Here is a 24,109-nt window from a genome sequence, read left to right on the forward strand (position 1 = left end):
ACGCCCCATGACGCTTGAATTCTTCAGTGCCACGGACACCGGCCGCTCACGGAACAACAACGAGGACTCGGTGGCCGTCCACGAAGAGGCAGCGCTCATCGTTCTGGCCGACGGCATGGGCGGCTACAACGCCGGTGAAGTGGCCAGCGGCATGGCCACCTCGTTCATCAAGACCGAGCTCGGCCGCTGGCTGCAAGAGGCCTCGTCCACCGCGTCCGACACCGACGTGCGCCGCGCGATGGACATCTGCGTGGACAACGCCAACCGCGCGATCTTCAACGCGTCCAACAGCAACCCGCAGTACGCCGGCATGGGCACCACGCTCGTCGTGGGCGCGTTCCGCGACGGCCGCCTGCTGCTCGGCCACGTCGGCGATTCACGCGGCTACCGGCTGCGCGCCGGCAAGCTGGCCCAGATCACCCACGACCACTCGCTGCTGCAAGAGCAGATCGACTCCGGCCTCATCACGCCCGAACAGGCGGCCTTTTCGGCCAACAAGAACCTGGTGACTCGCGCCGTCGGCGTCGAAGACACCGTGCTGCTCGAAACCCACCTGCACGAGGTGATGCCGGGCGACGTCTACCTGCTGTGCTCGGACGGGCTGTCCGACATGATCGACGACCCTCGCATCGCCCAGGTGCTGCAAGCGCACGACACCCTGGAAGACATGGGGGGGGGCCTAATTGATGCGGCCAATGACGCAGGGGGAAAGGATAATATTGCCGTGGTGCTGGTCCGCGTGAAGGGCCAGAACGCAGCGACTCGCTCCTGGTGGCCCTTTCGGCGCTGAACGGCCACCACGCAACATATAGACGGGCAACCCGGACCTTCACGGCTCGGGCACATAAAGAGATTTGAGGTCAAGCATGGGCAAGCTGGTCGTTTCGCTCGACGGGGTGGTCATCAAGGAAGTCCAGATCACGAAGGACAAGACCACGCTCGGCCGCCGGCCCTACAACGACATCGTGATCGACAACCTCGCGGTCAGCGGCGAACACGCCGTGCTGCAGATGGTCGGCTCCGACGTCTTCATCGAAGACCTCAACAGCACCAACGGCACCTACATCAACGGCAAGGCCGTCAAGAAGCAGCTGCTGTCGCACAACGACACCGTCGAGATCGGCAAGTACAAGATCAAGTACCTCGTGGACGAAGGCGCCGACTACGAGAAGACCATGATCATGAAGCCCGGCAGTGCGCCCCCGGTGCAGCCGCCCTCGCCGCACGGCTTCGCCCCCACCCGCGCGCCCAGCAACTCGGGTTTCGGCGCGCTCGGCCAGCCCGTCACGCCGGCCAGCATCAAGGTGCTCAACGGTGCGGCCGCTGGGCGGGAAGTGGTGCTCACCAAGGTCGTCACCACCGTCGGCAAGCCCGGCGTGCAGGTCGCCTCGATCACCAAGCGCCCCGGCGGCTACGTCTTCGCCCACGTCGAAGGCGCGACCCGCCCGACCGTCAACGGCAACCCGCTGTCCGGCGACACCCTGCACCTGAAGAACGGCGACGTGATCGAACTCGCCGGCACCCAGATGCAGTTCGTCCAGAGCTGATCCTCGCCAGCCACCCGCGCCGTCCGCGTGCGCACACCCACACGGGCCCTTCGCGGGCCCGTGATGCTTTTCACGGCCCCGTGCTTTGCGCTGCATTGGCATCCCCCAGTCTTTGGGGAAATGCGGTTTTGACCGCTTGTGCACAGCGAAGCGAGCCCCCACGATTGCTGCCCAAGCGTCGCATGCCGCGACGTGCCCTGCCTGTGCGCCCGAGGCGCCCCCTTGCCCCATGGACATTCGCGTTCTCGGTTGCTCTGGCGCCATCGCGGCCGGTAGCCGGACCACCGCCTTCCTGATCGACGACGACGTGCTGGTCGATGCCGGCACCGGCGTCGGCGACCTCGCGCTCGACGAACTGGCGCGCATCGACCACATCCTCATCAGTCACTCGCACCTCGACCACGTGCTCGCGATCGGCCTGCTCGCCGACAGCGTGATGCGCGCCCGCGCCAGCGCCGGCCGGCCACCGATCGAAGTGCACGCGTTGCCAGAAACCCTCGACGCGCTGCGCACCCACATCTTCAACGGCGTCATCTGGCCCGACTTCACGCGCCTGCCACACCCTGATCGCCCGGCGCTGCGCCTGGTGCCGTTTCAGACCGGCGATGTGCTGAGCCTGGCCGGCAAGACCTTCGAGGTGCTGAGCGCGGTGCACACCGTGCCGGCGGTGGGTTTTGCGCTGCAGGGCGCGTCGGGCTGGTGGGTCTACACCGGCGACACCGGTCCCAACCCGGCCCTGTGGCAACGGCTGTCCAGCATGAGCGTTGAGCACCTGGTGATCGAAACCGCCTTCAGCGACGACGAGCGGCAACTCGCCCGCATCAGCCGCCACCTGTGCCCGGCCGCGCTGGGCCACGAACTGGCGTTTCTGCAAGGCAGCGTGCAGGTGCACATCACCCACATCAAGCCCGGCGAAACCGACGCCGTGATGGCCGAAGTCGCCCGGCTGGACACCGCCCACCGCATCGCCCCCCTGCGCGCCGGCCAGCGCATGACCCTGACGTCAACAGGCAAGCATTCGTAAGTCGGCGTGACGAAAAACGTCAGTTGGCGCCGGCCCGGTCAGCCCCCGTTTCAGGGCCTTGACCGTTTGCGTCAGAACAGCGGGCGAATTCCACGGTATTTCGGGTCGATTTCGCTGGCATGCCGGGTGCAACTGAGTTGTCGTCACTCACCCCCTTCTCTCTCTAGGAGACTTTCCATGAAGCGTTCCATGCAAAAGGGTTTCACCCTGATCGAACTGATGATCGTTGTCGCGATCATCGGCATCTTGGCTGCCGTGGCTCTGCCGGCTTATCAGGACTACACCGTCAAGGCAAAGGTTTCGAATGCCCTCCGTGCCGCTGATGCCTTGAAGACTGCGGTGGGCATTTGCGCGCAAGAAAATGGCGGTGATTTGACTGTTTGCAATACCGCCACTGCTGGCTCTGGCATCCCAACCTTCAATGCAACGACCGAAGCGACGGCCGCGACCGTGACTGGCAGTGGGGTCATCACGATCACTCTGGCCAGTTTGGGTCAAGGCGTCCCGGCCGGTGCCACGATTGTCATGACGCCTGCATTGGCTGCTGGCAACACGAACATGACCTGGGGGTACACCACTACCGCTACCAATACCGCCGTGGTCACGCAAATTGGCCGGCTGTAATTGATAGCCCGCTCCTTCTCGAAGGGCCCCGCATTGCGGGGCCCTTTTTTGCTTGATGACCCGTCCTACCCCGAGTTGACACCTGGACCTGTGCAAAAAGGCAGGGTCATGGAAAACGAGGATGAAGAGGACGCAGCGTGACTACACGATGGCTTTTAAGCTAGCGGTGGTGGCGCAGGTAGAAAAGGGCGAGTTGACCTACAAGCAGGCGCAAGCCCGGTACGGCATCCAAGGGCGCTCGACGGTGCTGAACTGGCTGCGCACGCATGGTCAGCAGGGTTGGGGCGTGGCGGCATCATCGGCAGCCATGCCGATCGACAAGACACCCACGCCGCTCACGCCCGAGCAACAGATCAAGGCCCTGCAGGTCCAACTGCGCGACGCACAAGAGAAGGCACGGCTGTTCGAAGCCGTGATCGATGTGCTGAAGAAGGACAACGGGGTGCGCGTCGTAAAAAAGCCTTTGGGCAAGTCCTCGAACAAGACCTCGTCCAAGGGTTGAGCATCGTCAGGGCTTGCCGTCACATGGGCATGAGCCGACAGGCGTACTACCAGGGCAAGAGCCGCCAGGCGCAGCGCGTCGAGCGGGCGCAGGCTGTGGTGAGCCTGGTTCAGCGCTAGCGCATGCGCCAGCCACGGGTGGGCACGCGCAAGCTGCACTGCATGCTGCGCGAACCGCTGAGCCGGGAAGGCATCGAACTCGGCCGAGACGCGATGTTCGATGTGCTGCGCAACGCCCGGATGCTGGTGCCGCCTCGGCGGTCGTATCACAAGACCACACACAGCCACCACCGCTTCAGGCGCCACCCGAACCTGCTCAAGGCCGGGCCGCAGCAGGTTCGCATCACCGGCAGCGAGCAGGTCTGGGTGGCCGACATCACCTACTTGCCCACCGCGGCCAAGTGCGTCTACCTGAGCCTGGTGACGGACGCGTACTCGCGCAAGATCGTGGGCTGGCACGTGCACGAGAGCCTGCAGACCGAAGAGGTGTCGCAAGCGATGAAGATGGCCCTGCGCGGGCGCCAGACGCGTCAGCCCTTGGTGCATCACCCCGACCGGGGCATCCAGTACTGCGCCAACGAGTACCAGGCGCTGCACCAGCGCCTCGGGGTGATCTGCTCAATGACGGACGGCTACGACTGCGACCAGAACGCGCTGGCCGAACGCGTCAACGGCATTCTCAAGACGGAGTTCCTGCTGCACCGGCCCGCAGACCTCCATCAGGCGCGGCGGATGGTGGCGCAGTCCGTGCAGATCTACAACGAGGAGCGACTCCACACGTCGCTCAAAATGCAAACGCCCGATGCAGTGCACCGGGCGTCAGTGGCCGGAGAACTCCGGCTTGTTTAACCGTCCAGCCTGTCAACGCAGTTCAGAACGGGTCACCCGCTTCGCGTCTGCCCCAGTTGTCACCGCAATGGTCACTCACATCGAGTTCATGTAAGCAGCGAAGGCTTGTACGGATCGTTGACGCCCTACACCCTCCTCAACCGTGGGTGCTATGAAGGCCAGCGAGCGCGCTGGCTCGGTTGGGCAGAGGACATCGCTGCAAGGGTCTCGGCGCCGCTCCCTAGGGCGCCCCCCACCCCCCCGACTTCCCCCCGCGCTTCTCCAACACACACACACCCCCCATCACCATCCCCCGATCCACCGCCTTGCACATGTCGTAGATCGTGAGCAGCCCGACCTGCACGGCCGTCAGGGCTTCCATCTCGACGCCGGTGCGGCCCAGGGTTTCGACTTGCGCGGTGCAGCGCACTTCTGAGGCCGCTTCGTCGATCTCGAATTCGACGGCGACCTTGGTGATGGGCAGCGGGTGGCACAGGGGGATCAAATCGGCCGTGCGCTTGCTGGCCTGGATGGCTGCGATGCGGGCGATGCCGAGCACGTCGCCTTTCTTGGCGGTGCCCGACTGGACCAAGGCCAGCGTGGCGGGCAGCATGCGGATCACGCCGGTGGCGCGGGCGATGCGGTGGGTTTCGGCTTTGCCGGACACATCGACCATGTGCGCTTGCCCTTGCGCGTCGAAGTGGGTCAGCGGGCTGGCGGGATCGGTCGGTGGGGTCATGGTGCAGGGTGGCGAAATGGGGCGCTGGCATCATAGCCAGCGGTGAATGAACGGCCCGGGCGCGAACTTCCGCGCGGGCCCACGTTCGAACCCCGTCTGCCGTCACTGGGGCTGTCTTTGACCCGTTCTCTTCCTGCACCGCGCCCGCCGGTTTTGAAGCTTTCGTGCGCGCCGCGCCGTCGACCTGTCCAGCGCGTCATCGCGGGCCTGTCTGCCGTGGCCTTGCTCACGTCACCCCTCGCCCCCGCTCATGCGCAGGCCCAAGCGCCCGGCCGTCTGCCCGCGTTGGGCGATGGGGTGTCGGACGACATCGGCGTCGGTGACGAGCGCCGGCTGGGCGACCGCGTGATGCGCGACATCCGCCGCGACCCGGACTACCTCGACGACCCGGTGCTGCTCGACTACCTGCAGACCCTGTGGCAGCCCTTGTTGGATGCGGCGCGCGCACGGGGCGACATCGCGCCTGACCTCGACAGCCGCTTCGCATGGGAGGCCTTCCTCGTGCGGGACAAGAGCGTCAACGCCTTCGCGCTGCCCGGCGGCTATGTCGGTGTGCACCTGGGGCTGATCGGCATGACGGCCTCGCGCGACGAGTTGGCGTCGGTGCTCGCGCATGAGCTCACGCACGTCACGCAGCGGCACATCTCACGCAGCATCGGCAACAGCCAGCGGCAGTCGATGATCGGCATCGCGGGGATGATCCTCGGCGTGCTGGTGGCCAGCCGCGTCAACCGGGCCGATGGGGCGAACGCCATCCTCGCCGGCAGCCAGGCGGTCGCCGCGCAAGGCCAGCTCAACTTCTCGCGCGACATGGAGCGCGAGGCCGACCGCGTGGGCTTCACGCTGATGACGAGCGCTGGCTTCGCACCCGGCGGCATGGCCGCGATGTTCGAGAAGCTCGACAACGCCTCGCGGTTGAACGACAGCGCGAGTTTTCCGTACTTGCGCAGCCATCCCTTGAACGCCGAACGCATTGGTGAAGCGCGTTCGCGGCTGGGCACGACCCCACCGCCACCGCCGAGCGCGCAGCTCGCGCACGCCGCCGCGCAGGCGCGGGCGCGGGTGTTGATGGACACGCGCATCGAGTCGCTGCGCCGCTGGCAGGCGCTCGACGTGCCGAAGGACAGCGCCAGCACCGCCGAAAAGCTGTCGGCCGCGTATGCCAGCGCCCTGGCTTCGACGCTGATGCGCGACTGGCCGCGCGCCGACACGGCCTTGCAGACGGCGCTCGGCCTGGTGCGTGGCAGCCCGCGCAGCGATGCGAACGCCGAGCGCGCGGTGGTGTTGCTGCAGGTGCAGTCGCTGCTCGAACGCGGTGAGGCGACGCGCGCGGCGGCGGTGATTCAGCCGCACCTGCGCGAAGGTGCCACCGCCTCGCGGGCCGTGATGCTGCTGGGCGCGCAGGTCGCGCTGGCGCAGAAGGACGAGGCCGCGCTCAAGCGCAGCGCCGACAGCCTGCAGACCTGGACGACGCTGCACACGGCCGACTCGACCGCGTGGCTGCAACTGGGCCGCACCTGGCAGGCGCTGGGCCAGCCCTTGCGCGGCCTGCGCGCCGAGGCCGAATCGCGGGTCGCGCTGGGGGACTACAACGGCGCGCTCGACCGACTGCGTGCCGGGCAGAAGCTCGCCAAGAGCACCGCCCAGGTGGACTTCATCGACGCGTCGATCATCGACTCGCGCCTGCGCGACGTGGAAGGCCTGCGCCGCCAGCAGGCGCTGGAAGAGCGCGCGCAGCAGCAGGGCTGAACGCCGCCCGGCCGATCAGCCCGTCACCGCTCAGGGGCAGGCCGCCATCACCTGCGCCACGGCCGCCGTGAGCCGCTTGCCGTAGGGCACATGCAAGAACTCGTTCGGCCCGTGCGCGTTGCTCTTCGGGCCGAGCACGCCGCAGACCATCATCTGCGCCGCCGGGAAGCTCTCTTGCAGCAGGTTCATCAGCGGGATCGTGCCGCCCTGGCCGATGTAGCCGCATGGCGCGCCGTAGTGCGCCTGCGACGCGGCGTTGAGCGCGTCTTCGAGCCAGGGGGGCCAGCGTGGGCGCGTTCCACCCGGTGGCGCCGGCCGCCCCGGCGCGGCCATCGGCGGCGAAGGTGACGCGCGCGTTGTAAGGCGCGTTGTCTTCGAGCAGGGTCTTCAGATCGTCGGCCGCGCGGTTGGCTTCGACGGTCGGCGGCAGGCGCAGACTCAGCTTGAAGGCGGTGTAGGGCCGCAGCACGTTGCCCGAGCTCTTCCATTCGGGAAAGCCGTCGGCGCCGGTCACGCTCAACGTCGGCCGCCAGGTGCGGTTGAGCAGGGCTTCGAGCGGGTCGGTGGTGGTCGGCAGCGAGGGCGAGCCATCGGCGCCGCAGGCCCAGGGGTAACGCTTCCAGACCTCGTCGCCGAGGATTTGCGCAGTGGCCTTGGCCTGCTCGACGCGGTCGGCGGGAATCGTGCAATGCAGGCTCTGTGGCAAGAGCCGGCCGGTCTTCGAGTCTTCGAGCCGGTCGAGCACCTGGCGCAGGATGCGAAAGCTCGACGGCGCCAGGCCGCTCGCGTCGCCCGAGTGCACGCCTTCGGTGAGGATCTCGACCTTCAGCGTGCCGCTGACCATGCCGCGCAGGCTGGTGGTGAGCCACAGCTGGTCGTAGTTGCCCGCACCGCTGTCGAGGCAGACCACGAGGCCCACGTTGCCCAGGCGCGGCGTCAGCGCGCCGATGTAGGCCGGCAGGTCGAACGAACCGCTTTCTTCGCAGGCCTCGATGAGCCCCACGCAACGCGGGTGCGGCAGGCCCTGCGCCTTCAGCGCTTCGATGGCGGTGATGGCCGCGTACACCGCGTAGCCATCGTCGGCGCCGCCTCGGCCGTAAAGCAGGCCGTTGTCGTACTTGGGTGTCCAGGGGCCGAGGTCGCTGCGCCAGCCGGTGAACTCGGGCTGCTTGTCGAGGTGGCCGTAGAGCAGCACGGTGTCGCCACTGCCGGGCCGCGTGGCCGCCACCTCGAAGAAGATCACCGGCGTGCGCCCCGGCAGGCGGATCACTTCGAGCGTCAGCCCCGGCACCTTGCGGCCTTCGACCCACTCGGCGGCGTCGTGCACGACCTTGTCGATGAAGCCGTGCTGCTGCCAGTCGGCGTCGAACATCGGGCTCTTGGCGGGGATGGCGATGTAGTCGGTCAGCGCCGGGACGATGCGCTCGTCCCAGGCGCGTTCGGCATAAGCAGCCAGCGCCTGGAGGTCGTCGGCGCTGGGGGCGGTGGGGTGCGGGTCGCGGGCGTTCATGGCGTGTCTCCGGCAGGCGGTCGAAGCAGTGTAGTCAGCGGCCCCGGCCTTGTGGGCGACGCGGGGGTGGGCGGTGCCAAGGCCCTGGGGCCGTTCCCCTGCATGGAACGCGCGTAGGCGAAAGACGGAATGCAGTTGCTATGCTCATCGGATTCGCCAGGAGCCCCCATGACCGCAGAACGCATCACCTCCGCCTTCGGCCCGCGCAGCACCGCGCTCGAGGTCGTCGAAGGCCTCGACCTCACCGGCCAACGCGCCATCGTCACGGGCGGCGCCGCCGGCATCGGCCTGGAGACGACCCGCGCATTGGCACACGCCGGCGCCGAGGTCACGATGGCCGTGCGCAACCTGGCGCAGGGCGAGGCGGCGCTCGCCGCCCTGCAGGCGCAGATGCCCGCAGCCAAGCTGCGCGTCGCCAAGCTCGACCTGGCCGACCTGGCCACCGTGCGCCGCTTCGCCGACGACTGGCTGGCCGAGCCCGGCGGCCACACGCTGCACCTGCTGGTCAACAACGCCGGCGTGATGGCCTGCCCGCTCGCGCGCACGCCGCAGGGCTTCGAGTCGCAGTTCGCCACCAACCACTTGGGCCACTTCGCGCTGACGACGGCGCTGCTGCCGGCGCTGTTGAAGTCCGCGCCGGCACGGGTGGTCACGCTCAGCTCGATGGGCCACAAGCTCGGTGGCATCGACTTCGACGACATCCACTTCGAGCGCCGCGACTACAACAAGTGGAAGGCCTACGCGCAGGCCAAGACGGCCAATGCGCTGATGTCACTCGGTGTGCACCTGAAGCACGGTGAACAAGGCCTCACCTCGAACGCCGTGCACCCGGGCGGGGTGGACACCGAGCTGCACCGCCACGTGCCCGACGAAGAGAAGCGCGCGATGGGCTGGGTCGGCGACGACGGCAAGATGAGTTCGCGCTTCAAGACGCCGGCCCAAGGCGCCGCCACCACCGTGTGGGCCGCGACCGCGCCGCAGCTGCTGGGCCACGGCGGGCGCTACCTCGAAGACTGCAACGAGGGCCTGCTGGCCGAGCCCGGCAACCGCGTCTCGGGCTACGCGCCGCACATCATGGACGCCGAGGCCGCCCTGCGGCTGTGGACCGTGTCAGAGGCGATGTTGGCGAAAGCCTGAATGGACGGCGCGGCGGGCCATGCCACCATGCACGGCCTTCACTCACCGCGCCGCCTTCTTTCATGAGCCTTTCGTTCACCCCCGCCGACGACAGCCCCGAAGCCCGCATGGCGCAAGCCGTCGAGGCCGCGCGCCGCACGTTCAAGTTCTTCTGGCGCGCGCAGATGTGGGAATACCGGCGCATCGTGCCCGAGATCGAACTGGCCATCGTCAAGATCGAGCTGCCGACCGGCCTGCCCGCCGGCGACGGCCCGCCCTTCGAACACCTGTGGATGGGCGACGTGCGATTCGACGGCGAGACCGTCTTCGGCACGCTGCTGAGCCAGCCCGAGCACGTGCCCGGCCTCGACAGCAAGGCGCTGGTGCGCACGCCGGTCGGTGAGATCCAGGACTGGCTCTACGCAAGCGATGGTCTTGTTTACGGCGGCCACACCGTGCAGGTGCTGCGCGCCGGCATGGGCGATGGCGAACGCGAGGCGCACGACCAGGCCTGGGGCGGCGACTTCGGCGATCCCGACGCCGTGCGCCTGTGGCCGGCCGACCATGGCCCGGTGCCGGCAAACCTCGACGACGCCCCCGAGCACCCGATGAGCGAGTTGGTGGCGCCGCAGGTCGAGGCCTCGCTGAAGAGCAACCCGGCGATCCTCACCCGGCTCGATGCTAACGGCCTCACGGCGCTGCACCGCGAAGCGCTCGGCGGCAACCTGGTGCAGGTTCGCCTGCTGCTGGCGCACGGCGCCGACACCGGCGTGCGCACGCCGGGGGGGCTGACGGCGCTTGAACTGGCGCAGCGGGTGGGCTGGCCCCGGGTGACCGAGCTGTTGGAAGCGGCCTGAGGCGACGCTCACCCCCGCGACCCGCGTCAGCGCGAGAGGGCCAAGCAAAAGGGCTTGCCGTGAGGCAAGCCCTTTTCGTTGGAGGCGGTCCCGGTGTCGGGCCGCTTCAAGCCGGCATCACGCCTGGCGCTTGAACTGCATCGACTTGACCTCGAGGAAGTCTTCCAGGCCCCACTTGCCGAACTCGCGGCCGTTGCCCGACTGCTTGTAGCCGCCGAACGGCGCCTGCATGTTGAAGCCGCCGCCGTTGATGTCGACCATGCCGGTGCGGATCTTCTTGGCCACTTCCTTGGCGCGCTCGTCGGTCGCCGCCCACACACCACCCGACAGGCCGTAGATGCTGTTGTTGGCGATGGCCACGGCTTCGGCTTCGTCCTTGTAGGTGATGATCGACAGCACCGGGCCGAAGACTTCTTCTTGCGCCAGACGCGAGTCGGGCTTCACGCGGCCGAACACGGTGGGTTTCACGTAGAAGCCCTTGCCGCCCAGGCCTTCGGGGGCACCCAGGCCGCCGGCCAGCAGCTCGGCGCCTTCGTCGATGCCGATCTGGATGTATTCCTGCACCGTGTCCTGCTGCGACTTCGAGGCCACCGGGCCCATGGTGCTGGTTTCTTCCATCGGGTCGCCGACCTTGTACGCGGCCGTCACGGCCACCGCGATCTTGGCGACTTCGTCGTACTTGCTCTCGGGCACGACCATGCGGGTGTGCGCCGTGCAGGTCTGGCCGGCGTTCAGGAAGCAGGCCTGCACCGAGCCCTTGACGGCGCTGACCAGGTCGGCGTCTTCGAGGATGACCGAGGCCGACTTGCCACCGAGTTCGAGTGCCACGCGCTTGATGGTGGCAGAGGCCTGCGCCGAGATGCGGCGGCCGGCGCCAGTCGAGCCGGTGAACGAGACCATGTCCACGTCGGGGTGCACGACCATCGCTTCGCCGACCACGGTGCCGCGGCCGGTGACGAGGTTGAACACACCGGCCGGCAGGCCGGCTTCGTGGATGACCTCGGCGAGGATGAAGGCGTTCAGCGGCGTCACATCGGCCGGCTTGAGCACGACGGTGCAGCCAGCGGCCAGCGCGGCGGCAACCTTGGCGCCGATCTGGTGGAGCGGGTAGTTCCAGGGCGTGATGGCGGCGACCACGCCGACGGGTTCACGCACGATGGTCGAGTGACCGGCTTGCTCTTCCCAGTGGAAGCTCTCGACCAGCTTGGCGTAGTACTTGAAGACGGCGATCGGCGAGCCGGCTTGAATGGGCAGCGACTGCTTGATCGGCATGCCCATCTCGGAGGTGATGGTCTGGGCGATCTCGGCCGCACGGGCCTTCAGGCCTTCGTGGATCTTCATCAGGTAGGCGCCGCGCTCGGTGGGCGTCAGCGCGGCCCAGGCGTCAAAAGCGCCCTTGGCGGCGGCGACGGCGGCGTTGACGTCGTCGGCGGTGCCCCGCACCACGCTCGCGATCACGTCACCGGTGGCGGGCGAGATCACCGAGCCCGGGGTTTCCTTGCCGAGGCTGGGGACCCATTGCCCGCCGATGTAGAGCTTGTCGCGATTGATCATGGATGTCTCGTTGAAGTGAGGGGTTGAACGGTGCGTCGGGGCCTGCGAGCGCTGCGCGGCGGATCGAGCGAATGTGACGCGAAAGAGCCGCGAATTTTAGGTGAACCGGCCCGGCGGCGTGGCCCGCATCCTCCTTCGTTCCCGGGGCCTTGAGGTGTCGCAAGGGCGACTTGTCGGCAGACGCTGCGAAAGCCCGCGCCACATCTCAGGCCGACGCCGCCGGCCCCTGCACCGCGCGGTAGAGCGCGCGCACGAAGTCCGACTGCGTGATGATGCCCACGAGCCGATTTCCACCTTCGACGATGGGGATGTGGTGGTGGCCCGCTTCGGTGAACAGCGGCGCCAGTTCGGCGATGGGCCGGTCGGCGCTGGCCACACGCACCTGCCGCGTCATGATCTGGCCCACCACCTCGGGCCGGTCGCTGTGCGTGCGCCCCGAGGGCGTCACGAAGGCCAGCAGGCGTTGCGCCAGGCCGCGCGGCGCGTCGAGGTCGATGTGGCGCATGAAGTCGGCCCGCGTCAGGATGCCCACGATGCGCCGCGTGCGGTCGGTCACCGGCAGCGCCTTGATGCTGTGCTGGCGCATCAGCGCCCACGCCTCTTGCAGCGAGGTGCCGAACTGCACCGTGATCAGCTCGCGCGACATGATGTCGGCGCAGCGCACGTCGTTCAGGTGGCGCTGGTAGGCCGCGGCCTCGGCACCGGCCAGCAGGCGTTCGAGGTCATCGCGGCTCACGTCGAGCACCTGGTTGTAGTGGGCCAGCGCCGTGTCCAGGTCGGCCGGCGTGAAGCGGCCCCGGCCCTCGGCCGTGCGCGCCGGCACCTGCCGGTGCGGGTAGGGCCGGCCGCTCACGCCGTTGAAGGCGATGCCGGCCAGCACCAGCAGCACCGAGTTGAGCAGCACCGGCGCCGCCGCCATGCGCCAGTCGAGCGTGTGCGTCAGCACCATCAGCAGCGCGGTCGCGCCACCCGGCGGGTGCAGGCAGCGCAGCGCAAACATCACCGCCATGGCGGCCGCGACCGCCACCGCGCCGGCCCAGGCGGGGTCGCCGATGAGCGCGGCGCAGGCGATGCCCACCAGCGCCGACGCCGTGTTGCCACCCACCACCGACCAGGGCTGCGTGAGCGGGCTGGCCGGCGCGGCGAACACCAGCACCGCGCTCGCGCCCAGCGGGGCGATGAGCCACAGCCCGAGCGCGCTGCCGCCCAGGGCCCAGCGGCTGAGCAGCCCTGCGAACGCGACCCCCAGCAAGGCACCCAGGGACGCGCGCCAACGCTCGCGCGCATCGACGGCCACCGGCGCGGGCTGCAGCCGCGCTAGCCATTGCACGAGCCGCTCGCGCAGCGGTGCACGCGCGGCAGGGCGTTCGTCGGTCATCTCGGGGGCAGGGGCAGCATGGGCCGGGGATTATCGGCAGCGGGGTCGCCCAAGCCGTGCGGCGGGGGCTTGGTGCCGCTGAGTCACGACCCGCGCTGTCAGGCTCCGGTACAGCGGCACCGCCGGCATCGCCGGTCCGATACATTGCCGCACGTTCGTCCCCCTGCCTCGCCCGCCGCCATGACCTTCCGCTACCAGACCGTCCCCGTCACCGCCTTTGCCCAGAACTGCTCGATCGTGTGGTGCGACGAGACGATGAAGGCGGCGGTGATCGACCCCGGCGGCGACCTGCCGCGCCTGCTCGCGGTGTGCGACAAGCTGGGCGTGACGCTCGAGCAGATCTGGCTCACGCACGCGCACATCGACCACGCCGGCGGCACCGGCACGCTGGCGCGCGACCGGGGCCTGCCCATCGTCGGGCCGCACCCGGCCGACCAGTTCTGGATCGACGGCTTGCCGCAGCAGAGCCTGATGTTCGGCTTTCCGCCGGCCGAGGCCTTCACGCCCACGCGCTGGCTGCACGACGGCGACACGGTGCAGATCGGCCACTGCGAATTGCAGGTGCGCCACTGCCCCGGCCACACGCCGGGGCACGTCGTCTTCTTCGAGCCGACCACGCAGCGCGCCTTCGTCGGCGACGTCCTGTTCGCCGGCAGCATCGGCCGCACCGACTTTCCGCAGGGCGACCACGACACGCTGATCGACTCCATCCGCCAGCGGCTGTGGCCGATGGGCGATGCGGTGGTGTTCATTCCCGGCCACGGCCCCGAAAGCAGCTTCGGCGAAGAACGCCGCCACAACCCCTACGTGCGCGACCCGCGCTGAGCGTGCCGTCGGCCGCCCCGCGGCCACCCGACTCCCGGCACCCACCCGGCGAGGTGAATAAGTCACAGCCGCGCCGGTCGCATTCACCCCTCGGGCGCCACCCCCTTGCCTAAGCTTTCCGCATCCCCGGGCCCGAGACCTGGGGCATCCGTGCAAAGGAACAGGGGGTTGCCATGTGGGAAGTCGATGTCGATGCGACCGTGCTGCGGCCGGTTCGCTACGCCGGGCCCGAGCGCCGTGCCGCGTGCCCGTCGCGCTGGTTGTTGTGCATGCTCGACGAGGCCGACCACGGCATGGCCCTGGTCGGCACCGGCGGCCGCCTGCGCCACGCCAACCGCGCCGCGCGGGCCGAGTTGGCCACCGGCTGCAGCCTGCAGCTGAGCGCCGGCCGCGTGCTGCCCGCACGCCATGAGCAGCACGCCGCCTTCGGCCAGGCCCTGGCCGACGCGGCGCGCGGGCGCCGCCGTCTGGTGTGGCTGGGCGATGACCGCGAGGCCTTGCCGGTGGCGGCCGTGCCGCTCGCCACCACCGATGGCGAAGAGGCCTTGTCGCTCTTGCTGCTGGGCAAGCGCGCGGGCCGCGACACCTTGTCGCTCGACTTCTTCGCGCGCAGCCAGGGCTTGACCAGCGCCGAGGCCCGCGTGCTGCAGGCCCTGTGCAACGGACTGCGGCCCAAAGAGGTGGCGCACGAGATGGGCGTGGCGGTATCGACCATCCGCACGCAGATCAGCAGCATGCGGCAGAAGACGCACACGGCCAGCATCAGCGAGCTGCTGAACCGCGTGGCGGCGCTGCCGCCGATCGCGCCGCTGGTGATCGGGGGTGCGATGGGGGGCGTGGCGCGGCACTGACAGGCCGCGCCACGGGGGCCTGCGGCGCATTGCCGCAGGCGGGGCTTCGCGCGATGATCCCCGCGGTCTTCTCCACGCGAGCCCCGCATGACCCTGGCTGAACCGGCGCTCTCTTCCTCCTCCTCGTGGCCCGCGGCCCTGCAGACGCTGGCACAGCGCGGTGACGTCCGGCGCTACCGCAAGGGCACGCTGCTCATCCAAGAGGGCGACTTCGGCGACACGCTCTTCATCGTGCTCACCGGCCAGGTGAAGGCCTTCTCGATCGACGCGCGCGACCGCGAGATCGTCTACGGCGTCTACGGCCCCGGCGAAACCTTCGGCGAGATGAGCCTCGACGGCGGCCCGCGCAGCGCCTCGGTCGTGACGCTCGCGGCCACCAGCTGCGCCGTGGTCACCCGGCACACGCTGCGCGAGCACATCGCGGGCGACCCCGACTTCGCCTTCGACCTGCTCGGCCGCGTGATCCGCCGCGCGCGCCTGGCCACGCAGAGCGCGCGCGACATGGCCTTGCTCGACGTCTACGGCCGCGTCGTGCGCCTGCTCGACGGCCTGGCGCAGGGGCAGACCGACGGCCGCCGGCTGGTCAGCCCGCGCCTCACCCACGCCGAGCTGGCCGCACGCGTGGGCTGCTCACGCGAGATGGTGAGCCGCCTGCTCAAAGACCTCGAACGCGGCGGGCACCTGCAGCTCGTGCCCGGCGGGTGGTCGATGCCGCCCACGCTGCCGGCGCGCTGGTAACCCGCAGGTGATGCGCAGGTGGTGCCCCGGTGAGGCCCCGCTGATGCGCGCATGACGCACGGCGTCATCGTGCGTCCTCTGCACTGGGGATGCCCACCCCGCCCGGCCTTCCTACCCTGCGCCTTCATTCGAAGACGTGCCGTGAGAGGAGGCCCCATGTCGGTTGCTGCATCCCCCAAAGCGATCCACCCCGAGGTGCTGGCCGACCCCCGGCGGCAGTGGCGCAAGATGCTGCGCATCGACACGCCCGAGGGCAGCGTCAGCGACGTGATCCGCGAGACCAACGCGCTGCTGCCCGAGTGCCTGGTGTACGCCGAGGGCGACTCGTGGTTCGACAAGTTCACCCCGGTGCTGCACGAAGGCACCAACCTGCTCGACGCGATCCGCGTGCCTTACCTGACGGCGGTGGTGGACGTGTCGCAGATCGGCGCCGAGGTGCGCGACATGGTGCGCGGCCACCAGGCACGCCAGACCCGCGCGATGTTCAAGCTGTTCGGCTTCCAGGCCATCCTGCTGTCGGCCGGCGGCAACGACCTGAAGAACGTGTTCGCCGACCTGTTCGCCGCCAAGGCCTTGCGTGCCGAGGGCGTCACCTCGCGCTTCCAGCCCGGGGACGAACGGCTGAAGCAGCTCGACCACCCCGGCCGCCTCAGCGGCTTCTTCGACGAGGTCGTGCGCGACATCGGCCGCTTCGTGGACTTGCGCGACGCGGCCGGCAACGCCACCACGGCGGCCGCACCGATCTTTCTGCACGGCTACGACCACCTGCAGCCGCGGCCGGCCAAGGCGCGCGTGTTCGCCGGCGCGCGGCTCGGCCCCGGCCCCTGGCTGCACCCGGTGCTGCAAGACGCCGGGCTCGACGACGCGCAGATGCTGGCCGCCGCGCGCGAGGTCATCGACACGCTCAACACACGGCTGCGCGAGGTGATCGCCCCGCTGCACAACGTGCACTTCATCGACCAGCGCGGCCTGCTCACGCCTGCCTCGCCCGGCAGCAGCGGCCCCGAAGGCGACTGGCTCGACGAGATCCACCCGTCCAAACAAGGCTTCGACAAGCTCGCCCGCAACCGCTGGGACGTGCCGCTCGCCCGCGCGCTGGGCTGGCAGCCCGGGGCGCGCGACTTGCAGGACGCGCTCTGAGCGCGGCCCGCTGCCATCCACGCCCACCGTTCACCCCACACCCACGCACGATCAGGAGGACCGCATGCCCTATCCACGACGCGACATCGCCACCACGCAGCTCGGTGGCATCGCCAACCTCGCGCTGATGGCGCCCGTCAAAGAAGGCTTCGTCGTCGGGGCCGAGAATTTTTCGTACACCCGGCGGCTGGAGTCGCTGTTCAAGGTGCTCAATGCCATTCGCCTGGGTGCCCGCGAATCAGCGGTGCACCGCTCGCCCTTTCCCGACTCGGTGGGGCGCTGGGGCGTGTTCCACGACTTCCGCTACTGCGTCGTGCCGCCCGACCCGGCGGCCGGCCGGCTGCGCCACCAGCTCTCGCTCAACGTCAACTTCGACGGCGGCTGGGAGCCATACATGCGCGTGATCTACCGCGACATCGGCACGCTGCTCGACACCATCCTCGTCAACTGCGAGGGCTACCCGTTCTCGACGGTGGCCTCTTTCGACGACTACATCCGCTGGGTGCGTCGGCACGAGGTGGCGGCCGGGCTCTACTTCAACGAGTCGCCGAGCACGGTGACCGATGGCCGTTATCTCGCCAAGGTCGAACAGTTGCAACGCGAGGTGGCGGCCCCGGCGTCGGCGCGCCTGCGGGCCCACGAACACACCGAACGACCGGTCACCGGCACGCCCGACCCCGTGGGCGTCTTCAGCGACCTGTGCGAAGCGGCGAAACTGGACCCCACGAAGGATGCACATGTCCGTGAGGTGATCCGGCTCAACCTGCGCGCCCTCAAAGGCCTCTTCGACCTGCGGGCCATGTACCCCGGCGACCCCCGGCAGCCCGGCACCGACGGTGCGGTGTTGTTGGCGCTGGTGCAAAAGCTGATGGCGGAATTCCTGGCGGTGGCGGGGGCCATCCAGAGTGCGCCTGCAGCTTCGCCCTTGAACACCTATCGGGCGGTGTTGGCCCCCGGCTTGCCGTTGCTGGCCTGGGCCAACTTGCCCCGCGCTGCACCAGGCGCCGCACCCACGCCGCCAGGGTTGGACCCGGCCCATGTGCAGGCCGGCATCCTGAGCGGCTACCCAGGCGTCACGCACGGCGCGCTGTACCTGCTCGAAGTGACCGACCCGGCGGCCGCGCGCGCCTCGCTGGCGCAATTGCCGATCACTCCGTCCACTGGGCAGCCCACGCTCTACTGCAACCTAGCGTTCACGCGCGCGGGGCTCGAAGCGCTGCAGGTGCCGCGCAGCCAGCTCGACCTGCTGCCGCAAGAGTTTCTTGAAGGCATGGAGGCCCGCGCGGGCCTGCTGGGCGACGTGCGCGAGAACCACCCCGACCAATGGCGACGGCCCCTGCTGCAAACGGCCACCGACGCGCAGGGCCGGGCGGTCGAGTTGCGGCTCGACCAGGTGCACGTGGTCGTGCAGTACCGGCTCAAAGGCGACCCGCACGACCCGCACGACCTGCACCCCGACTTTCCCCTCCGAAGCCTGCCGGGCGCCGCACCGATGGGCGGCCTGCACGTGCTGGCCGTCGAAGGCATGCGCAGCTACCCCATTGCTGAAGGAAGCACCACGACGCGCGAGCACTTCGGCTTTGTCGATGGCATCAGCCAACCCCGCATCGACCCGCCATCGACGCCATCGACGGTATGGAACGACGTGGTGAAGCCGGGCGAACTGTTCCTCGGGCAACCCAACGACCGCGGCGACCTGCCGTGCCCGCCGCGTGGGCACGGGCTGTTCGACGACGGCAGCTTCCTGGTGGTCCGCAAGCTGAAGCAGTTCGTCGATCGCTTCGAGGACCGCCTGCTCGCCGCGGCCCGACAACTGACCCCCAACTTCGACCAGTTGCCGGCCGACCAGCAGGCCACGCGACTCGACTGGGTGCGTGCCAAGCTGATGGGCCGCTACCCCGACGGCGAGCGCATCGGGCCCGCTCCGCAGGCCGCGCCGCGCGCGTTGAATGACAACAACTTCGACTACCGCGGCGACCCGCAAGGCCGTGGCTGCCCCTTCCAGGCCCACGCGCGCCGCGCCAACCCGCGCCTGCCCTCGACGCCCCTCGACCGCGTGCCGCGCATCGTGCGGCGGGGCATGTCCTACGGCCCGCGCCACGCCCCGGGGGAGTCGGACGGCATCCAGCGCGGCACCTACTTCATGGCCTACTGCGGCAGCATCGCCGAGCAGTTCGAGACCATCCAGCGCTGGATGGCCGGCGGCAACGCCAGCGGCGTGCTGTCGGCTCACAGCGACCCGCTGCTGGGCGTGCCCGAGAAGGGCAAGAACCGCAGCTTCCAGTTCATCGACGACACGGGCACGCCCGTGGTCATCGACCTTGGCCGCGACGCGCTGACCGAACTGCAGTGGGGCCTGTACCTCTTCGTGCCCGCCCTGCCGGCTTTGCAGCACCTGCTCAGCGAAGGGCCGGCGCTCGACGCGACCGTTCACCGCACCATCGGCGAGCTCGACGACCTTGCGACCTGGAAGCACCGCCTCGAAGACGGCGACCGCAGCGCGCAGGCGTGGCAAGAGGTGCGCACCCTCTCCGGCAACGCTGACGAACTGCCCTCGGCCTATGGGGCGCTGGTCTGCAAGCACGCGCGCCTGCACCAGGTGCTGGCCGACGATGGCTCGCGCTACTCGGTGCGCGGGTATGCCGAACGCTTCAAAGAAACCGTCGGCCCGGGCTACCTGGGCTTCGACCGCGTGCCGCAACCTGTGCCGAACGAGGCCTTACCGCCTGACCACGACGGTTTCGCCGAGCCCCTGGCGGGCGCCCCCGGGGTCAACCAGATCCTTGCGAGCGTGACCGAGGCGCAGGCCTTTGGGCTGGCCTTCCGCTTCGCACAAGGCGTGATCCAGGCCACCGAAACGGCCGTGAAGGCGGCGGGGCTGACCGAGGCACCGATCGCGCTCGTGAGCTTGAGCGAACAGGTGATCGGCCTGCTGTGCCAGGCGTGGTTCGGCCTGCCCGACGGCACGCACATGACGCGCGCCGAAAGCGCGGCGCCCGACAACCCGCAAGGCCCGGCCGCGTGCCCGAAAGACTTCTTCCCGGTCTCGCGCTACATCTTCTGGCCGCACCCGACGGAGAGCGAACGCCAGACGGCCATCGCCTGTGGTCAACGCATCCGCACGGCCGTTGGCGCGTTTCTCAACGGCGGCGCGCCACCTGCTGGTGCGTTGAGCCAAGCCATCCACGCCGAGTTGAGCCGGCGTGGCAAGTCGCCAGGCGACATCGCCGACACCATCGCCGGCGTGATGTTGGGCTTTCCGGCCACGGTGCATCTGAACCTGATGCGCGTGCTGACGGCCTGGGTCGAGCCGCGCATGCCGGACGACCCGGCGCAGCTGCGCCCGGCGTCCTTGTGGGCGCTGCAGATGAAGTTGCTGCGCGAGGCCCCGTTGACCGGCACCCCGCCTGGCCCCGACGCGGTCGCCGTGGCCGCCGTGCTGCGCGGTCCGCTGCTCGCGCAGATGGCCCGAGCGCCGGTGCCAGAAATCATCTGGCGCACCGACATGCGTGACGGAAGCAAGGTCGCGCTGGGCTTGCGCGGCGCGATGCAAGAAGACAACGCCGACCCGCTGACGATGTTCGGTGGCAAGCGCGATGCGGCGAGCGGGGTGTCCACCCCCGTGGCGAACGGCGCCGCCACCGGCGCGGTGCACGCCTGCCCCGGCTACGGCATGGCGACCGGCACGATGCTGGGCATCGTCGCCGCGCTGCTGTACGCCGGCAGCCTGCGGCCGACGCCCTCGGCGACGCTGGTCAACCTCGTGCTGTGACCGGCTCGGCGGTGGCCCCCGCGGCCAGCCGCCGCGCGCGTTCGGCGTGCCAGGCCATGCCCATCGCCTCGAAGGCCACGCAGGCCCGGCGCGCCATCGCCTGCGCGGTGGCGCGTTCGACCGACGAGCGGGCGAGTTGCGAGGTGATCTGTGCCTCGCACCAGTCGTTCACCGCGGCTTCGTGGGCCGAGCCGCGCCGCACGCCGGCCTGGCGCGCGCGCCGCAGGTAGTGCGCGGCGCGGGCCGGGGCGTGCTGCTCGGCGGCGTCGCGGGCCAGCGCGCGGTAGGCCATGGGCACACCGAGCAGGTCGCCATGGCGGCCGCGCCGCAGCGCCTGGGCGGCGTGGTGGCGGGCGTCGCCGACCCGGCCCAGGGCCATCAGCGCTTCGGCCAGCCAGCCGTGCTGCAGCGAGCGAAACAAGCCGCCCTCGCGGCGCGCGACCCAGGCGGTGCTTTGCTCGATGCGGCCCACGGCCTGCGGGTCGCCGTCGAGCATCCACTCGGCATAGGCGCCCATTGCGCGGCCGATGCAAAACTGAAAGAGGCTGCGCGTCTGCTCGGCCATCTGGGTGGACCGCCGCGCCGCGTCGCGCGCCGCCGCCCAGCGGCCTTGCCACAGCAGCACGGCCGCGCGCCAGCCGTGGATCGACGTGCCGATCTCGTGCGTCACGCCTTGCAGCAGCGCTTCGGCCTCGTCGAAGCAGGCCTCGGCGCGCGCGAAGTCGCCCTGGTCGGCCACGACGGCGGCGACGCAGACCAGCGAGTACGCCAGGCCCACCGCCGGCCGCGAGCCGCGCCGGTGGCGGCGCTTGATGGTCACGGCCTCTTCGAGCAGCGGCAGCGCGCCCACGTAGTCGCCCGCGCCGGCCTTGGCCTGGCCAAGCGTGGCGCGCACCTGCACCGCGAGCGGGTCGTCGCCGCGCCCGGCGGTGGCCATCGCCTCTTCGCAGCAGGCGATGGCGCCGTACATGTCGCCCAGCGCGTAGAGGATGTAGCCCAGCCAGTACTGCGCTCGCGCCAGCACGGCCGCGTCGCCCCGCCTGCGGGCGAGCTCGACCGCGCGTTCGAACACCGGCAGGTCGTGCCGCGAGGCGTCGAACACGACGATCAGCCCGAGCTTGTTGGCGATGGCGAGCCAGCGCGCGTCGTGCAGCCCGTCGGGGTCGGCCTCGACCAGCCGCGCGAGCGCGCCGTGGTAATGCGTCTTCGCGCGGTCGAGGGCCGAGATGGCCGCGGCCCGGTCGCCGGCCCGTTCGGCGTGGGCGGCGGCTTCGAGCGGCTGACCGGCGGCGCCGAAGTGGTAGGCCAGCGCCTCGTGGGCCTCTTCGTGGGTGCGCGGCGCGTGCCGCTTCAAAGCCTGGGCGATGCGCAGGTGCAACGCCCGGCGGGCGTGCAAGCCAACCGAGTCGTAGACCACGTCGCGCGTGAGGCCGTGCTTGAAGCGCAGCGCGCCAGCGCCATCGGGGTAGAGAAAGTCGTTCTCGGCCAGACCCTTGACGTCGGGGTGGTCGGCCTCGCGGCCGGTCAGCTCGCGCAACAGCCAGGTCGGCACCACGTTGCCAACCACGGCCGCCAGGCGCACCAGCTCGGCCTGCCCGGCGGGCAGCCGCGCCACGCGCGCTTCGACCAGCACGTTGAGCCAGGCGGCGCCAGCGTGCTGGCGCACGAGGCGGCGGTCCACGTCTTCGTGTGCGGCCGAGTGGCACAGCTCTTCGATGAAGAGCGCGTTGCCGCCCGAGTAGTGAACGATCTCGGCCGCGACGAACGGGTCCACGCGCGGCAGCAGCGCGCGGATCGACGCGGTGGCCTCGTCGGGCGTGAAGGGGTCGAGCGGCAGCACCTGCACGCTGTGCAGCGTGGCGTCGCCGGGGCTGATGCTGCGCGTCGAGTACAGCACCAGCAGCGGCGCGCCCGGCCCGCTGCCGGCGATGGCGGCCAGCGCCTGGCGCGTGGCCACGTCGGCCCAGTGCCAGTCATCGACAAACATCACCAGCGGCTGCCGCTCGCGCAGCGCCTGGAACACCGCGCCCATCACCGGCAGCGCGGCGTCGGCGCTCAGCGGCGACCCGGGCTGCGGCGACGGTTGCGTGCCCAGCAGTTGGCCCACCGGGTCGGCCAGTTCGGGCAGGCCCAGCGCCCCGAGCGCGCCGGTGAGCGCCGCCCGGGCGGCCTCGGGCGTGGCCAGCGCATCGACGCCGAGGGCGGCGGCCAGCATCTGCAGCAAGGGTTGCAGCGGGCGCCCACCGAGGTCGCCATCGCAATGGCCTTCGAGCACCTGGCAGCCCTTCCAGCGCGCTTGCAGCAAGAACTCTTCGGCCAGCCGCGTCTTGCCGACACCGGGGGGCCCGGCGATGGCCACCTGGCAGGCCTGGCCGCTGAGCGCGGTGCCAAGGTGCTCTTCGAGCGCGCGGATCTGCGCCTGCCGGCCGACGAAGGGCTGCAGCCCATGCGCGGCGCGCGCCTCGAAGGGCGTGAGGCCGGTGCGGCGACCATAGACCGGCCGGCACACGATGCCCCCGCCCTGCGCATCGATGGGCACGCGGCGGGCATCGCCGGTCTCGAAGAGGTGGCGGTCGCCGCCCAGGGTTTCGTCGCTGACGAGCACCTCTTCGGCCGCCGCCGCGTCGGACAGCCGGCCGGCGATGTTGGGCGCGGCGCCGAGCAGTTCGAGCTCGCCCAGCCGGCGGTCACCGCTTTGCACGAACACCATGCCCGAGTGGATGGCGCTGTGCAACCGCAGCCCGCCGTGGCGGGCGCGCACGGCCAGCGGCAGCGCGATGCGGCGTACCGCCTGGTGCAGTTGCAGCGCCGCTTCGAGCGCGCGGCGCACGTCGCCTTCGCGCGGTTGCGGGTGGCCGAAGACCGCCAGCATGCCGTCGCCCTGCAGCCGCGCGATGGTGCCGCCGTGACGCAGCACCGCCGCTTCGTACTCGGCGCGCAGGGCGGCCAGCACCTCGGCGTAGTCCTCGGCTTCGAGCGAGGCGCTGAGCAGGGTCGAGCCGGTGAGGTCGCTGAACAGCAGCGTGAGGCGGCAACGCCGGCCGGCCGGCCCCGTGGGGGAGGCCGGCTGCGGCACGTCCTCGTCGAAACCCGGCATCGCCTGCACCACGGGGGTGGCCCTCCAGCGCCAAGCCCCGCGCAGCTGCTGCGAAGGGCGCGCGCAATGTAGACCATCGCTGCGGGCTTGCCAGCCCCCAACTCGCCTGCCGCAGGGTCGTTCCGCGCAGCGGGCCGCCAGGCCCGCGGTGCATCGCTGGCGCGAGACCGCCGCGTCCGTTGGGGATGGCGGCCGCCTCGGACCCTCTGGCAGCATGCCGCCATTCGAACGCACCGCAGGTGCGCCCCACCGACCGGGA

The 24,109-nt window shown here is 70.1% G+C and carries 16 protein-coding genes and 2 pseudogenes; 13 read left to right on the forward strand and 5 right to left on the reverse strand.

Annotation, left to right across the window (positions count from 1 at the left end; all coding sequences use genetic code 11):
* Positions 1-7 precede the first annotated feature (7 nt).
* From AC1KAT_RS17650 to AC1KAT_RS17670, 5 genes and pseudogenes are all read left to right on the forward strand, one after another.
* The gene (locus AC1KAT_RS17650; protein ID WP_480328283.1) at positions 8-790 is read left to right on the forward strand and encodes a Stp1/IreP family PP2C-type Ser/Thr phosphatase; all 783 of its coding nucleotides are present in this window, start codon (positions 8-10) and stop codon (positions 788-790) included.
* Between the two features lie 76 nt (positions 791-866).
* The gene (locus AC1KAT_RS17655) at positions 867-1,547 is read left to right on the forward strand and encodes an FHA domain-containing protein (RefSeq protein WP_480328284.1); all 681 of its coding nucleotides are present in this window, start codon (positions 867-869) and stop codon (positions 1,545-1,547) included.
* A 229-nt stretch (positions 1,548-1,776) separates the two neighbouring features.
* Entirely contained in the window at positions 1,777-2,571 is a 795-nt protein-coding gene (locus AC1KAT_RS17660) for an MBL fold metallo-hydrolase (protein WP_480328285.1), read from the forward strand.
* A 177-nt stretch (positions 2,572-2,748) separates the two neighbouring features.
* Positions 2,749-3,195: a pilin gene (locus tag AC1KAT_RS17665; protein WP_480328286.1), complete on the forward strand. Its 447-nt coding sequence runs from the start codon at positions 2,749-2,751 to the stop codon at positions 3,193-3,195.
* A gap of 121 nt (positions 3,196-3,316) precedes the next feature.
* Positions 3,317-4,545 (forward strand): annotated as a pseudogene (locus AC1KAT_RS17670) (IS3 family transposase).
* Positions 4,546-4,765: 220 nt separating this feature from the next.
* On the opposite strand, the gene moaC reads toward AC1KAT_RS17670, so the two are convergent.
* Positions 4,766-5,263, reverse strand: a complete 498-nt coding sequence (gene moaC / locus AC1KAT_RS17675) for a cyclic pyranopterin monophosphate synthase MoaC (RefSeq protein ID WP_480328287.1) — start codon at positions 5,261-5,263, stop codon at positions 4,766-4,768.
* Positions 5,264-5,479: 216 nt separating this feature from the next.
* Here moaC and AC1KAT_RS17680 point away from each other — a divergent pair, with 216 nt between their 5' ends.
* The gene (locus AC1KAT_RS17680) at positions 5,480-7,012 is read left to right on the forward strand and encodes a M48 family metalloprotease (protein WP_480328288.1); all 1,533 of its coding nucleotides are present in this window, start codon (positions 5,480-5,482) and stop codon (positions 7,010-7,012) included.
* A gap of 30 nt (positions 7,013-7,042) precedes the next feature.
* Here the strand turns inward: AC1KAT_RS17680 and AC1KAT_RS17685 are convergent.
* Positions 7,043-8,522 (reverse strand): annotated as a pseudogene (locus tag AC1KAT_RS17685) (M20 family metallopeptidase).
* A 168-nt stretch (positions 8,523-8,690) separates the two neighbouring features.
* Between AC1KAT_RS17685 and AC1KAT_RS17690 the strand changes: the two are divergent.
* Positions 8,691-9,659, forward strand: a complete 969-nt coding sequence (locus AC1KAT_RS17690; protein ID WP_480328289.1) for an SDR family NAD(P)-dependent oxidoreductase — start codon at positions 8,691-8,693, stop codon at positions 9,657-9,659.
* A gap of 62 nt (positions 9,660-9,721) precedes the next feature.
* The gene (locus AC1KAT_RS17695; protein WP_480328290.1) at positions 9,722-10,495 is read left to right on the forward strand and encodes a DUF2314 domain-containing protein; all 774 of its coding nucleotides are present in this window, start codon (positions 9,722-9,724) and stop codon (positions 10,493-10,495) included.
* A 117-nt stretch (positions 10,496-10,612) separates the two neighbouring features.
* Here AC1KAT_RS17695 and AC1KAT_RS17700 read toward each other — a convergent pair whose 3' ends face one another.
* The gene (locus AC1KAT_RS17700; RefSeq protein WP_480328291.1) at positions 10,613-12,049 is read right to left on the reverse strand and encodes an aldehyde dehydrogenase family protein; all 1,437 of its coding nucleotides are present in this window, start codon (positions 12,047-12,049) and stop codon (positions 10,613-10,615) included.
* Between the two features lie 205 nt (positions 12,050-12,254).
* Positions 12,255-13,427 carry an HPP family protein gene (locus AC1KAT_RS17705; protein ID WP_480328292.1) on the reverse strand — a complete coding sequence of 391 codons (1,173 nt, stop codon included), beginning with the start codon at positions 13,425-13,427 and terminating at the stop codon, positions 12,255-12,257.
* 180 nt (positions 13,428-13,607) lie between these two features.
* On the opposite strand from AC1KAT_RS17705, the gene AC1KAT_RS17710 reads away from it, so the two are divergent.
* From AC1KAT_RS17710 to AC1KAT_RS17730, 5 genes are all read left to right on the forward strand, one after another.
* Positions 13,608-14,252 (forward strand): MBL fold metallo-hydrolase, encoded by a 645-nt coding sequence (locus tag AC1KAT_RS17710; protein ID WP_480328293.1) that lies wholly within the window; start codon positions 13,608-13,610, stop codon positions 14,250-14,252.
* Positions 14,253-14,425: 173 nt separating this feature from the next.
* Complete coding sequence (locus AC1KAT_RS17715; RefSeq protein ID WP_480328294.1) at positions 14,426-15,103, forward strand: helix-turn-helix transcriptional regulator; 678 nt, start codon at positions 14,426-14,428, stop codon at positions 15,101-15,103.
* Between the two features lie 87 nt (positions 15,104-15,190).
* The gene (locus tag AC1KAT_RS17720) at positions 15,191-15,841 is read left to right on the forward strand and encodes a Crp/Fnr family transcriptional regulator (RefSeq protein WP_480328295.1); all 651 of its coding nucleotides are present in this window, start codon (positions 15,191-15,193) and stop codon (positions 15,839-15,841) included.
* 156 nt (positions 15,842-15,997) lie between these two features.
* On the forward strand, positions 15,998-16,981 hold the full coding sequence (locus AC1KAT_RS17725) for an SGNH/GDSL hydrolase family protein (RefSeq protein ID WP_480328296.1): 984 nt from the start codon (positions 15,998-16,000) through the stop codon (positions 16,979-16,981).
* Between the two features lie 64 nt (positions 16,982-17,045).
* Positions 17,046-20,753 (forward strand): Dyp-type peroxidase, encoded by a 3,708-nt coding sequence (locus AC1KAT_RS17730; RefSeq protein ID WP_480328297.1) that lies wholly within the window; start codon positions 17,046-17,048, stop codon positions 20,751-20,753.
* Here AC1KAT_RS17730 and AC1KAT_RS17735 read toward each other — a convergent pair.
* Complete coding sequence (locus tag AC1KAT_RS17735) at positions 20,737-23,862, reverse strand: ATP-binding protein (RefSeq protein WP_480328298.1); 3,126 nt, start codon at positions 23,860-23,862, stop codon at positions 20,737-20,739. The genes AC1KAT_RS17730 and AC1KAT_RS17735 overlap by 17 nt on opposite strands.
* Positions 23,863-24,109 lie beyond the last annotated feature (247 nt).

Source organism: Piscinibacter sp. PDB5-1 (assembly GCF_056676035.1).